General features: G+C 64.1%; 13 protein-coding genes. All 13 read right to left on the bottom strand.

Going from position 1 to position 13,124, the window contains the following annotated elements:
- Nucleotides 1-45 precede the first annotated feature (45 nt).
- The 13 genes from K9F62_15115 to K9F62_15175 all read right to left on the bottom strand — a co-directional run bounded on the left by K9F62_15115 (nucleotide 46) and on the right by K9F62_15175 (nucleotide 12,980).
- On the bottom strand, nucleotides 46-759 hold the full coding sequence (locus tag K9F62_15115; GenBank protein ID UJX43217.1) for a hypothetical protein: 714 nt from the start codon (nucleotides 757-759) through the stop codon (nucleotides 46-48).
- Between the two features lie 21 nt (nucleotides 760-780).
- Nucleotides 781-927: a hypothetical protein gene (locus K9F62_15120; protein ID UJX40031.1), complete on the bottom strand. Its 147-nt coding sequence runs from the start codon at nucleotides 925-927 to the stop codon at nucleotides 781-783.
- Nucleotides 928-961: 34 nt separating this feature from the next.
- Complete coding sequence (locus tag K9F62_15125) at nucleotides 962-1,828, bottom strand: hypothetical protein (protein ID UJX40032.1); 867 nt, start codon at nucleotides 1,826-1,828, stop codon at nucleotides 962-964.
- A gap of 7 nt (nucleotides 1,829-1,835) precedes the next feature.
- Nucleotides 1,836-2,111 (bottom strand): integration host factor subunit beta, encoded by a 276-nt coding sequence (locus K9F62_15130; protein UJX43218.1) that lies wholly within the window; start codon nucleotides 2,109-2,111, stop codon nucleotides 1,836-1,838.
- 112 nt (nucleotides 2,112-2,223) lie between these two features.
- Nucleotides 2,224-3,054 carry a MinD/ParA family protein gene (locus K9F62_15135; protein UJX40033.1) on the bottom strand — a complete coding sequence of 277 codons (831 nt, stop codon included), beginning with the start codon at nucleotides 3,052-3,054 and terminating at the stop codon, nucleotides 2,224-2,226.
- An 8-nt stretch (nucleotides 3,055-3,062) separates the two neighbouring features.
- Nucleotides 3,063-3,929 (bottom strand): GGDEF domain-containing protein, encoded by an 867-nt coding sequence (locus tag K9F62_15140; protein ID UJX40034.1) that lies wholly within the window; start codon nucleotides 3,927-3,929, stop codon nucleotides 3,063-3,065.
- Nucleotides 3,919-5,026 (bottom strand): peptide chain release factor 2 gene (prfB, locus tag K9F62_15145; GenBank protein UJX40035.1). Its coding sequence is split into 2 segments (ribosomal slippage): nucleotides 3,919-4,950 and nucleotides 4,952-5,026, totalling 1,107 coding nucleotides; the frame shifts between segments, so codons are not numbered across the junction. Before prfB ends, K9F62_15140 begins: the two co-directional genes overlap by 11 nt.
- Before the next feature lie 15 nt (nucleotides 5,027-5,041).
- Entirely contained in the window at nucleotides 5,042-6,544 is a 1,503-nt protein-coding gene (gene lnt, locus K9F62_15150; GenBank protein UJX43219.1) for an apolipoprotein N-acyltransferase, read from the bottom strand.
- 96 nt (nucleotides 6,545-6,640) lie between these two features.
- Nucleotides 6,641-7,456 (bottom strand): hemolysin family protein, encoded by an 816-nt coding sequence (locus K9F62_15155; protein UJX40036.1) that lies wholly within the window; start codon nucleotides 7,454-7,456, stop codon nucleotides 6,641-6,643.
- A 351-nt stretch (nucleotides 7,457-7,807) separates the two neighbouring features.
- Nucleotides 7,808-8,893, bottom strand: coding sequence for a hypothetical protein (locus tag K9F62_15160; GenBank protein ID UJX40037.1), 1,086 nt, complete (start codon nucleotides 8,891-8,893; stop codon nucleotides 7,808-7,810).
- A gap of 45 nt (nucleotides 8,894-8,938) precedes the next feature.
- Nucleotides 8,939-10,795 carry a tRNA uridine-5-carboxymethylaminomethyl(34) synthesis enzyme MnmG gene (gene mnmG, locus K9F62_15165; GenBank protein UJX40038.1) on the bottom strand — a complete coding sequence of 619 codons (1,857 nt, stop codon included), beginning with the start codon at nucleotides 10,793-10,795 and terminating at the stop codon, nucleotides 8,939-8,941.
- 194 nt (nucleotides 10,796-10,989) lie between these two features.
- Nucleotides 10,990-11,664, bottom strand: a complete 675-nt coding sequence (locus K9F62_15170; protein UJX40039.1) for a class I SAM-dependent methyltransferase — start codon at nucleotides 11,662-11,664, stop codon at nucleotides 10,990-10,992.
- Nucleotides 11,665-11,756: 92 nt separating this feature from the next.
- On the bottom strand, nucleotides 11,757-12,980 hold the full coding sequence (locus K9F62_15175) for a M20 family metallo-hydrolase (GenBank protein UJX40040.1): 1,224 nt from the start codon (nucleotides 12,978-12,980) through the stop codon (nucleotides 11,757-11,759).
- Nucleotides 12,981-13,124 lie beyond the last annotated feature (144 nt).

Consider the following 13,124-nt stretch of genomic DNA (forward strand, 5'->3'; position numbering starts at 1 on the left):
AAACTTTTCGTAAGACAAAGTTTTCCCCCGGATTCTTTAGGGCGGCTATTGGAAAAGCTCTTCCACGGCCGGGTTGGCGGGATAGCGCTCGTCCAGGGAGATGACCGAGGTCTTGTAGGTCTGGCCGGGTTTCCAGGCGAAGTCCGGGCCGCCGGGCAGAGCGAACAGATCCAGGCGGTTTATGGTCTTGCCCTTGATGTATGTCCGGGCCCATAGGGTCTTGCCGTCGGCCGAGGGCTGCCCGGCGTTACCGGCGTTGGGGCCGCTGCCGAGCAGGATATCCAGGGTGCCGGGGTGGGCTTCGAGGAAGGCCTTTTCGTCGCCCATGCCCAGGCCGCTTAGGCCGATGACGAGGCGGGCCTTGTCCCGAAGCGCCTTGGCCGCCTTGGCCACGGCGTCGCCGATGGCGGCCGGAGCCGGCTTTTTCGGGTCGGGCGAGGGTGGGAAAAAGACGATGCCGATGGTATCCCCGCCAAGGGTCACCAGCTTCGTTTGGGGGGCGGTGGCAAGAACGGTGAAGGCGGCGGGCAGGGGCGCGCCGGATTTCTTGAGAAAGGCCGCCTCGTCGGGGGTGAGCGCCCCGGCGTCGTAGCCCATCATATTCAGGGCCGTGACCATGCCGGGCATCTTTCGCGGATCGGGTTTGGCTTCCAGATCGTAGTCGGGAAGGACCTCGAAGGGACAGGCCAGAAGCAACAGCCTGTCATGCAGCGACGGGGCGTTGCGCAGGGTTTTGATGAAGGCGGCCCGCCGGGCCAGCCCGCCGATGAGCTTGCCGCCTCAGGAGGGGCACGGCGCGACGTTGCCGTAGGTGTTGCCGGTAAAAAGGATGGTGAGCACGGGCTCGGCCGCCCGGGCGGGCGGGGTGGCCTGGGCACAAATCAGGAGCACGGCGGCCAGGACGGCGCGCAATATCGTTTGCAGCACGGGAAAACCTTTTCAGACGGTGTGGGACGTCGGATCAGAACAGCTTTTCGATGGCTTCGTCCTGGGGAAAGGCCGCGTCCAGGGGCTGGACCTTGGCCATGAAGTTGTCGCCAACCTTCCAGGTGAAGCCGGACGCGCCGGGCAACGCGAACAGGTCGAGCCGGTTGATCGTCTTGCCCTTGATGTAGGCCCGGGTCCACAGCGTTTTGCCGTTCTTCGAGGTCCGGGAGGGAAAGCCCGAGCCTCCGCCACTGCCGAGCAGCACATCCACCGCGCCGACGCGGGTGTTGATGAAGGCTTCCTCGTCGATGGCCCCCCAGGGGCTGATGCCGACGACCAGGGCCGTCTTGCCGCGCAGCCCGGCCGCCGCCTTGGCCACGGCGTCCATGAGCTTGTCCGGCACAGGGGCGCTCACATCGGCGGGCATGGGGAAAAAGACGAGCCCCACGGCCTTGCCGCCGATGGTCATGATCCTCGTGGTCGGTTCCTGGCCGAGGACGACCGCACCCTGGGGCACGGCGGCCTTGTGGTCGGCCAGGACCTTCACCTCGGCCGGGGTCACGGCCATGACGTCATAGCCCAGGCGCTCGTGGGCCTTGGCCACGACAGGAAGCTTTTCGGGCTCGGGCGGGGCGGCCGCAACTTCGGGCAGAAACTCCCAGGCCCCGGCCACGACCAGGGTCTTGCCGGCCGTGGGCGGCTGGGTGCGCAGGGTGTGGATGTAGGTCGCGCGCCGGGCCAGGCCGCCGAGCTTCTCGGGGCCGCAGGTGGGGCAGGGATCGTAGTAGCCGTAGGTGTTGCCGGAAAACAGGATGGTCAGCACGGGATCGGCGGCAAAAGCCGGCCGGATCGCCGGAACCATAAGGACCAGGCTCAGGAGAAAAAAACGCAGTGATCGCATGGGGAGCCTATTTGTTCAGGTATTCCTTGAGTTCCTTGCCGGGGCGGAAAAACGGGAGCTTTTTCGGGGCCACGGTGACCACGTCGCCGGATTTGGGGTTGCGGCCGGTATAGCCTTTGTAGCCTTTGAGCTTGAAGCTGCCGAACCCCCGGATTTCCACGCGGTCTTCGTTTATGAGCGCCTGCTTGACGGAATCGACGAAGGCATTGACGATGTCCGCCGCCTCATCGATATGCAGGTCCTTGGTTTCGGCCAGGGTTTTGATGAGTTCGCTTTTGTTCATCGCGGTGTCCTCGCGCTGTTGACGGTTGACCGGGTGCCGCCGGATGCTGACGGTCGAGCAATCGTCCATCTATTTCATACCATTGCCGAAAAATGATGCCCTTCGTCAAGGGCTACTTCGGGGAATGGGGAAGTTTTCCCAGCACCGGCATGCTTTGCAAGGCCTCCTGGCGGGATTGCCGGATGCGGTGCAGCTTGACGGCGCTGGCCAAAATATCCTGCGCTGCCGGGCACCTGGGCGCATGGCGCAACAGCGGTATCTGGCGGCGCACCGCGTCGGGCAGGGACGGGTCGGACCGAACGCCGCCGAGCAGTTCCGGGGTAAATCCCAGGAAATGCTGGCAGGCCGAAGCCAGGCGTCCATAGGTGGCCTTGGTGTCGGCGGCGCTGCCCACCTGATTGACCAGCACGTGGAAGTCGGAAATCCCGTACTGGGAATGGAGCACCTTGATGACCGCGTAGGAGTCGGTCAGGGACGTGGGCTCGGGCGTGACCACCAGTACATGCACATGACTCATGGCGGCAACGGAGAGCACGGTCTGGGATATGCCGGCCCCGAGGTCGAGCATGAGGTAATCGTAGTCGCCAAAGGCGTTGTTGAGCTTGTGGAAAAGGATCTCGCGCATGTCGTCGTCCATTTCCAGCAGTTCGGGCACGCCGCTGGCCGCCGGCAGGAAGTCGAAGCCGCCTTCTTCCACGGACAGCATGACCTCCTCGGCCTTGATTTCGGGGCGGAAGAGGTCCTGCAGGTTTTTTTCCGGCGACAGGCCGAGCAGCACGTCCACATTGGCCAGTCCCACGTCGAAATCCATGAGCAGGACCTTGTGCCCGGCGCGGAACAGGGCATAGCTCAGGTTGAGCGCGAGATTGGTTTTTCCCACGCCTCCCTTGCCGCTCAAAATGGCGACGGACAGGGAGCTCCTGGGGTTTATGACTTGGGACATATGCCGCCTTATCCTTTGGTTAAACCGGTAAAAAGAAATCTTTTTTCGTCCGCGCGCACAAGCGTCTTCTCCGGGGGGCCGGTCAGGTCGGCAATGGGCGCGGCCATGACCCGGTCCTTGCCCGCGGCCTTGGCCTGATACAGGGCCGCATCGGCCAGGGAGTAGAGCTTTTCCCTGGTGGTGGGAATCTTGCCCTTGGTGATGGACAATCCGGCGGAGATGGTGATGTGGAGCGGCGTGGGCACGTTGTCGCACAGGATCGTCATGCCCCGGGCCGCAGCCAGGACGCGGCTGACGACCATTTCCGCCCGCACCAGACCCACGCTCGGCAGGATCAGGGCGAACTCTTCACCGCCGATCCGGGCGGCGTAGTCGTAGGTGCGCTTCTCGGCCAGCAGCATGGCCGCGAGGTTTTCGAGCACCTTGTCGCCGCAGGGATGGCCGTAGGTGTCGTTGACGGTCTTGAAATCGTCGACGTCGAGCAGCACCAGGGCCAGGGACTGGCCGGCCCGGTAGGCCCGGACCAGTTCGGCGGACAGGATGCGCTCGAAGGCTCCCCGGTTGTACAGCTTGGTCAGGGGGTCGTGTTCGGAGAGGAAGACCAGCTCCTTGAGCGTTTCCTGGATGCGCGCGAGAAAAGGCAGGGGGTTGGTGTGCAGGGGCAGGGCCAGCCAGTCCCGAAAGTCCCGCTGCCTGTTCATGGTCTCCCAGTCGGCAAGGCACAGCCCCGAGCACAGGCGCATGATGATCATGCCGTCCCCGTCCGCATCGCTGGAGGGCTTTTCCACGTCGGCCAGCAGGCGTCGCAACGTCTCCAGTTCCGCCAGCAACTCCTCCCTGGTGGTGAAGGGCGGTTGGCCGTTTTCAGGATTCATTGCCGGCCTGCAGCAGGTAGCCGCGTATGAACTTGTCCAGATCGCCGTCGAGCACAGCCTCGACGTCGCCCATTTCCACGCCGGTGCGGTGGTCCTTGACCAGTCTGTAGGGCTGCATGGTGTAGGTCCTTATCTGGGAGCCGAAGCCGATGGCGTTTTTCGACTCGTAGCTTTCCTGCTTTTCGGCCTGGAGTTTTTTGAGCTCCAGATCGTAGAGCCGGGCCTTGAGGACTTTCATGGCCGTTTCGCGGTTGCGATGCTGCGACTTCTCGTTTTGGCACTGCACCACGATGTTGGTCGGCAGGTGGGTGATTCGGATGGCCGAGGATGTCTTGTTGACGTGCTGTCCGCCGGGGCCCGAGGCCCGAAACACGTCGATGCGCAGGTCCTCTTCCTTGATGTCGATATCGATGTCCACACCCGCGTCGGGATAGACGTCCACCGAAGCGAACGAGGTGTGGCGGCGACCCGAGGAGTCGAAGGGCGAGATGCGGATAAGCCGGTGGATGCCTTTTTCCACGGCGAGCATGCCGTAAACGTAGGGGCCGGAAAATTGGAGCGTAACGCTTTTGACGCCGGCCTCGTCGCCGGGCAGGTAATCGAGGATCTTGACGTTAAATTGCTTGCGCTCGGCCCAGCGGCGGTACATGCGCAGGAGCATCTCGGCCCAGTCCTGGGCCTCTGTCCCGCCGGCTCCGGGATGGATTTCCAGGATGGCGTCGACGTTGTCCTCGGCCCGGAAAAAGGCGGCCAGCTCGGCATCGGCCAACTCGCCGTCAAGCACGGCGATCTGTTCGGCCAGGGCGTCGAGGACCTCCGGGCTGCCGTCCTCCTTGGCCATGGACAGCCACTCGTCGAGGTCCGCCTTGGCGGCCAGCAGTTTCTCACCGTTTTCGACCCGGGAGGTCAGCATGCTTTTCTCCCGCAAAACCGGCGTCAGGCGCTCGGGAGCATCCCAGGCGCCAGGTTTGGCCAGTTCGGCCTCGATGGCCGACAGACGGGATTTAGTCTGTTCCAGGTCAAAGACGCCTCCAGAATTCATCGAATTTTTCGAGAAGCTCCGTGCCCGTGGTGCGCAGTTCCGAATATTGCAACATGAAAGGATGGCTCGCTTAGAGGGTTTTGCCGCGGGGGGATACGGCATCGCGGCGATTGCGGGAAAAAAGGGCGATCAGACACAGCGCCAGGAAAGCGCCCGGCACGGCAAAAGTCAACAACTGGAAGTGGCGGTGGAACCAAGTCGTTTCCGAAACGATGGGCACCTCCGGGCATGGCAGGGTCAAGGTGGTGAAAAGTCCGCCCTGGGCCATGATGCGTCCCCGGGGGTCTATCACGGCGGAAATGCCCGAGTTGGTGCCGCGGATGATGGCCCGCCCCTGCTCTACGGCGCGAAGCAGGGCCACATCGAGATGCTGGCGCGGCGCGGCGGAATCGCCAAACCAGGAGTCGTTGGAGATGTTGACCAGGATATTGGCCCCGGCCGTCACCCGCTGTTGTGCCAGTTCCGGAAAGATTGCTTCATAGCAGATGAGCATGCCCAGGGCAAGATTGCCTTCGCCGAGCGGCTTCTCGGCGTGGCCGGGCCGGAAATCGCCCACGCCCTCGACAAGCTTGTGGATGAAGGGAAGGTACTTGCCGAAAGGCACATACTCGCCAAAGGGCACGAGGTGCTCCTTGTCGTAGTAGCTTTCGCGTCCCGACGGCATGAGCAGGTAGGCCCGGTTGAAAAGCACCGGCCCCTCGGGCCGCCGCTCGTAGGCCGGCGCGCCGAAGACCACCGGCACCTTGGATGCGGCCACGAAATCGATCAGCATCGTGGACAAGGGCCCGTGATCCTGGAAGTAGAACGGCATGGTGGTTTCCGGCCATACGAGCAGGTCGGTGGGCGCATCCTTTATGGCCTGCCGCGACAGGGCGATGTACTTTTCCACGGTGTCGCGCTGGGATTCGGGGTCCCATTTGCGGCTTTGGTCCACATTGCCCTGGACGATGGTGGCGTGGATGGTGCCGTCCTTGGCAATGGGCTCGTCGAGGCGGCTATTGCCCAGGAAAAAAAGTCCCACGGCCACGAGCACGGCGACGAGTCCCTGACGGGAGACGGGGCCGCACACGGCGATCCAGCCGGCAAGACCGGCCAGCAGGCCGGAAAGGCCATACGAGCCGATAAAGGCCGCGCCCTGGATGGTCGCCGGCCAGGGGGAAAACGCACCGGCCAGGGCCAGCCAGGGAAAGCCGGTCAAAAGCGTGCCCCGGGCCATTTCCAGACAGGCCCAGGCCAGCGCGTAAAAAGGTCCGAACAGCCACGGAGACAGCCGGTCAGCGCCAAAACGGGTTAGGCCGGCCAAAACCATGGTGTAAAGCCCGAGCACCATGCCGACCAGCACCGGCACGGGCAGGGCCAACGGCCAGGCCAGGCCGCCGTAGTCGTGGATGGGCAGGGCTGTCCAGTACAGGCTGCCGCAGGCGGCGAGCCCCCCGATCAGCCAGCCGGCCTTGAGCGCGGATTTGAGCGATGGGGCCCTTACGGCGGCCGCCGCCAGCCCGGCCGGAAACAGCAGGACCAGTACGGGCAGGCGGTAGAGGGGATTGGCGAAACCGAGCCAGGCGCCGATCACGGCCAATATGCAAGCTGTCGTCACGATGGTTCTTTGTGGACGCCACAGGTTGAAAAGATGCCGAAGGGATTGTTCACAGGGGACAAGGTGGTGCGCCTAGGCGGCGGGCTCGATGGCGATCCAGCGGATCTGGCGGCGATCCGCCTCGCGGATGGTGAAGCGCCGTCCTTCCAGGGTGAAGGCGTCGCCCTGGCGCGGCACCCGGCCGGCCAGTTCGGTCAAAAAGCCGCCGATGGTCTCCACCTGTTCCGATTCCAGGTCGAGGCCCAGGGCGGCATTCAGGTCTTCCAGGGGGAAGCGGCCGGAAACGCGGTAGACGCCGGGGCTTGTTTCCTGGATTTCCTCGGGCTTGCTCGGGTCGTGCTCGTCCTCGATCTCGCCCACGATCTCCTCCAGCACATCCTCCAAGGTGATGAGCCCCGAAGTGCCGCCGTACTCGTCCAGGGCGACGGCCATATGCTTTTTCTGGCTGCGAAATTCCAGCAGCATGCGCTTGAGGTCGAGGGTTTCGGGAACGAACAACGGGGCCCGCATGATGGCCCTGGGGTCGGGCTGTTCCCCGCCGGCTCCGACGATATGGGCGAGCAGGTCCTTGGCATAGACGATGCCCAGGATGTTGTCCCGGTTGCCCTCGTAGACGGGGATGCGGGAATGGCCATGGGTGCGGATAAGTTCGCAGATGGCCAGAATTCCATCGTCGGCTTCGGTGCAGACGATGTCGGGCCGGGGAATCATGATGTCGAAGACCTGCTTTTTTTCCAGGCGCAGGATGTTGAGCAGCATGGAGGCGTCTTCCTGGATGAGGCTGCCTTCCGCCTTGGCCTCCAGGATGAGTTCTTCGATGGAAATGCTTTTCTGGCGGAAAAACTTCCCCAAGGCGCCCCAAAATCGACTGTCGGAATCGTCGTCCAACCCCTTTCTCCTTGGCGGGCCCGTCCGGGCCGCGCTCCTCGTGCCGTATTCGCGAAACGAGTCTATACGAATTACGACGACAACACAGCTGGATAATTATTTATTTTTCTAAAAAATACCGCGGTATTTTTCCGGCGGCACAATGCCGTCCATCCTATCCGCCGCGCGTGACGTCCTGTCGACGATTTACGAAAAAAACGTGGCCCGGATAGCAAAATCGCCGCACCCCGTCCATGGGACCGGCTGGCCCGGTCGGGGATTTCCCGTCTTCCCATGGACCGTAAGCCCGGCGGGCGGTCCGGTGCGTTCCCCCGCCGTCCTTCGCGTTTTTTTCGGCAGCCGGGGTTCGCTTCATTCCCCCCGTGACCGGTACATGGCCAGATGCCTTCGGAAAGCCCAATCGTCCAGGGCCGGCACGCCGGTGGCCGCCGTCTTCCAGGACAGGTTTTCACGGGTCTCCTCGGACGTCGGCACGCCGAAGCTCAAAATATGGAACCCGAAGCCCTTGGTGCCGCTTGTTCCCGGATCGCCGTAGGCGTTTTGCAGGCGCAGGGCCAGGAAAAATTCCACCGGCTGCCCGGCTTCCGGTTCGGCCAAAAGCAGTTGCATGAGAAAACGGTTGGCCGGCTCGAACAACGAGGCGTGTTTTTGGATGGGCTCGGCCGGGACTTCCAGGCGCAGGCCGCCGCCGGAAATGTTGCGCAGTTCGACAGCCGGCAGCGGAAGGCCGGGATCGAGGCGCAGTATCGGTTTGCCCCAGGTGGAGGGAGTGGCGAAGTTGCCCTTGGCCAGCTTGATGGTGTTTTCATGCCACAACGCCAGTTCGAGCACGAGGTTGCGGGGCGGCTCCACCCGCAGAAAACCGCGTTTCTGCTCGAGTTCGAGCCGGTTCGGCCAGCCCACGCGCATGTGGACGAACGAGTCGCTGGCCTTGCGCACGGTGATGATGGGGGCCACGAAGTTGTAAAAGCTCTGATAGTCCTTGCGCGGGTCCAGACGCAGCCGGAAATCGCAGACCACCAGTTTGCCGGCCCAGGACGGGGTCGCCCGCACGAGGGAAGTCATCTCCAGCTCGATGCCCCGGCCGGGATCGGCGGACAGGATGGAGGCGTCGGTGGAGCGGGCGCCGGGATCGTCGCGTACGAAACTGACCCGCACCTTGCTGCGCTGGGTCTGGGCCGTGTCGAGCAGGGCGCGGATCTCGCCGGGATTGACGATCCAGGAAGAGGGGCCGGTTTCCCTGTTGCCGATGCGGATCTTGAGGAGGAAGCCGGCCGCGATGCACAGGAAGGCGAAGCCAAAGACGCTCGCCATCAGGATCATGGCCTCGGGCGAATAATGCCCCGACGTGGTGGAGTCGAGCATGCGATTCCACCAACCGGGATCGAACAGGCTCAAAAAAGCCGGCAGTTCGCCTATGGCCCTGGAAGAAAGCATAAATTCTCCATAAGCGAACATTCTGACGGGCACAAGCCCATGCGTTTATCCGGCGTGCTTTTTCAGATGGATTTCCAGGCAGGAAAGCGCGGCCGGGGTGACGCCCGAGATCCGTCCGGCCTGCCCCAGGGTGCGCGGCGTGATGCGCGACAGCTTTTCCACCACCTCCCGCGACAGTCCGGCCACGGCGGCATAGTCCGTATCCGGCGGCAACAACACGGCTTCCAGGCGGTCCATGCGGCCGGCCAGCTCTTCCTGGCGACGCAGGTAGCCTTCGTATTTGATCCGCGTTTCGGCTTCCACCGCGATGGTCGCGTCGAGGACCGCCAGCTCCGGCCAGAAGCGGGCCAGGTCGGCAATCCCCACCTCGGGCCGGCGCAGCAGTTCGTCCAGGCGCAGGCTGCGGTCGTGGGGACGGCCGCCAAGCGCCTGCCAGCCTGCGTCGTCGCAGTCGTCGGGCCGCACGCGGCGTCCGGTTATCCCGTCGATGATGGCGGCGAGGGCGGTCTCCTTGCGGCGATAGAGGTCCCACTGGCGGTCGCCGACAAGACCCAGTTCGCGCCCCATGGGGGTGAGCCGGGCGTCGGCGTTGCCCTCGCGCAACAGCAGCCGGTGCTCGGCCCGGGAGGTGAACATGCGGTACGGCTCGCTGGTCCCCTTGGTGACCAGGTCGTCGACCAGCACGGCGATGTAGGCCTGGTCGCGCCGGGGCAGAAACGGCTCGCGACCGGCCAGGGCGCAAAAGACATTCAGTGCCGCCCACAGCCCTTGTCCCGCCGCTTCCTCGTAGCCGGAAGTGCCGTTGATCTGTCCGGCCAGATAGAGCCCGGGCAGGGCCTTGGTCTCGAGCGTCGGCAAAAGCTGCACCGGATCGGCGTAGTCGTATTCGATGGCATAGCCGGGGCGCACGATGACCGCCTTCTCCAGCCCCGGGATGGTGGCGATCATGGCTTTTTGCGTCTCGATGGGCAGGCTCGTGGAGATGCCGTTGGGATAGATTTCCGGGCTCTCCAGGCCTTCGGGTTCCAGAAAGACATGGTGGCGGTCGCGCTCGGGAAACCGCGCCACCTTGTCCTCCACCGACGGGCAGTAGCGCGCGCCCGTGCCTTCGATGGCGCCGGTAAAAAGCGGCGAGCGGTCGAACCCGGCCCGGATGGCCTCGTGGGTGTGGGCGTTGGTGTAGGTCAGATGGCAGGGCACCTGCGGCAGGACCGGTCCCGGGCCGTGGAAACTGAAGGGCGGCGGCGGCGTGTCCCCGGGCTGGGGCGTGGTGGCGGAAAAGTCGATGCTCTTGGCCAAAAGCCGCGGCGTTGTGCCGGTCTTGAGCCGGCCAAGGGCAATGCCGTGGCGGCGCAGGCTGGCCGAAAGCCCGTCGGAAGGCGGGTCGCCAAGCCTTCCGCCGCGAAGCTTGGTCAGCCCGATATGCATGAGGCCGCAAAGAAACGTGCCGGTGGTGAGCAGGACCGCCCGGGCGGCGAAATCTTCGCCCGAGGCCACGCGCACGCCGCAGGCCCGGCCTCCCTCGGCCCGCACCTCCTCGACCGAATCCTGGCGCACGGTCAGGTTGTCCTGGTCGAAAACAGCCGCCTTGACCACGCGCATGTAGGCGTCGCGGTCGATCTGGGCCCGTGTGGAGCGCACGGCCGGGCCCTTGCGGGTGTTTAACGTGCGGAACTGGATGCCGGCCGCGTCGGCCCAAAGGCCCATCATGCCGCCGAGCGCGTCGATCTCGCGGACCATATGCCCCTTGGCCAGTCCGCCGATGGCCGGGTTGCAGGACAAATGACCGATGCGGTCCACGTTTTGGGTCACGAGCAGCGTCGTAAGTCCCAGCCGGGCCGCGGCCATGGCCGCTTCGCACCCGGCGTGCCCGGCGCCGACGACGATCAGGTCGAATGTCATGGGATGGGATGCCTCCGGCGGGCAGGGGGAAACTTTTTGAAAAAAGTTTCCCCCTGCACCCCCTTCAAAAACTTCTAACGGGGGTGGTGATGGACACAGAGAATACGTTGGGGAAAAATAGACCAATTTGTATGGTAGTATGCATAGATAACTATGAAAATTTTTTGGAAGGGGGTTCGGGGGGAACTTTTTTTTTAAAAAAAGTTCCCCCCGGCCGCCGGAGGCCCCTTCTTGCGGCCGACGCAGCAGACCCAGCCTTCCTCGGTGTGCTCGTAGACACCGATGCCGTCGAAACCGGCGGCGGCGAGGCAGTCGTGAAATTCCGTCGTGTCGAGGTAGGCCATGGGCGTGAGTTCCAGCCATTTGCGGTTGCGGGCGTCGTAGCGGTCACAACGGTAGATTTCGGCGATCAGCAGAAAGCTGCCGCCCGGCCGCAGCACGCGTAAAATCTCGGCCATGCCCTTGGTGATGTCGGGCCAGAAATAATGCGTCTCCACGGCCGTGGCCAGATGGAAGGTGTCCGCCGGGAAGGGGAGTTCCATGACCGACGCCTTGCGGATGGCCACATGGCCGTGTCGCATGGCCTTGCGGTTGACGCGTCGGGAAAGGTCCAGGCTCTTGTCCGAGACGTCGATGCCGACGACCAGGCCGTCCGACGCGACCTTGGCCAGCCGGCCCACGGTACGGCCGCCGCCGCAGCCGACATCCAAGATGAAATTGTCTTTTCCGATCAGAACGTGATCCAGGCCCCAGCTTGTCAGCGGATAATGGTATCGGTTCATGCGCCGGCCCACGTACTCACCCAAAAGGCCCGACGGTCGGCGACATTGGCCGATGCGTTTCTCCTTCAACCACCGCATGAAGTTCATGTTTTCTCCGCCAGCGTTGTCAAGCGTGAGGGGGGACCGGGGGACTTGCAGCCCCCCGGCGTGGGGCGGGGCCGAGCCCCGATTGATTTTTCCTACTCGAACAACACCCGGGCTATGACCTTGGCGTCGCCCAAGGTCGCGCGGATGCTGGAGCGTTCGTTGGGCTGGTGGGCGTTGTGCACGAGGGTGGCCCAGACCACGGTCGGGTAGCCGCGCCGGCGCAGGTAGGCGGCCACCGTGCCGCCGCCGATGCCCATGGGGCGCGGATTGACGCCGTAGACCGCCCGGACGGCGTCCATGACCTTGCGCACGATGGGGGCGTCGTCGGGAGTGGCCGGGGCGGCCTGTTCCTGCTGCACGACTTCGTAGTCGATGGTCACGCCACAGGCGGCCTCGACCTTGGCGCCGTCTTCGCGGATGGCGGCGAGCACGTCGTCCAGGGAATATTCGGGCAGCACCCGGCAATCGACGTAGAAGACGTCGCGGCCAGGGATGGTGTTGATGTTCTCCACGTTGGCTTCTTTCTTGGTCGGCTCGAAGGTGGAGTTGGCCGGCTGGAAAAGCGGATTTCTGGCCGGGAAGCGGTCGTGGAGCTTGGGGATCTTGAGGATGAAAAGGGCGGCGGCGGCCAGGGAGTTGACGCCGGCTTCCGGGGTGGAGGCATGGCATTGCCGGCCGTTGACGATAATTTTCAGCCACAGCATGCTTTTTTCGGCCACCTCGACCATCTCGCTGTCGGCCTGGCCGAAGTCGGGCACGAGAAAGAGGTCGTCCGGAGTGAAAAGGCCGTCGTGGTGTTCGGCCACGTAATCGAGGCCGTACCGGCTGCCGGTTTCCTCGTCGGCCACGAAGAGCAGGCCGTAATTGATGGGCGGCGTCTCCCCGGCGTCGAGGATGGCCTTGCCGAGGGCCACGGAACTGGCGATGGCCTGCTGGTTGTCTTCCACGCCCCGTCCGAAAATGGCGTCGCCGTCCACGGTCAGGGTGTAGGGATCGGTTTTCCACAGGGTAAGGTCCCCGGGCGGCACGATGTCGATATGGGAAATGACCCACAGGGTGCGGGAGGTGTCCTGGCCCGGGATGACCACGGCCAGATTGGGCCGGTGGCCGCAGGGGACGCGGGGGTCGGGGGCGTTTATCTCCCGGGGCGCGGGAAAGCCCAAGCCGGCGAGCAGGGCTTTTAAACGATCGGCTTTTTCCCGTTCGCCGGGGCCGCCGTTGTCCGGGCCGAGGGCGGGGATGGCGGTCAGTTCGCGTTGCAGGTCGATGACCGTGTCGCGCATGGTGTCGAGCCGCGCAAGCAGGGCGTCTAACATAGGGGCTCCGGGCGGTTGAAGGGATATTTCGTCATACCGTTCATGCATAGCCGCTTGGTTGGGCGATGGCAAACCGGACACGCAAACGCAAAAAGCCGGAAGGCAAAGCCTCCCGGCGCGGACACAAAAAACGGAGTGGAATAC

Source organism: Desulfovibrio sp. JY, assembly GCA_021730285.1.
Taxonomy (GTDB): Bacteria; Desulfobacterota; Desulfovibrionia; order Desulfovibrionales; family Desulfovibrionaceae; genus Solidesulfovibrio.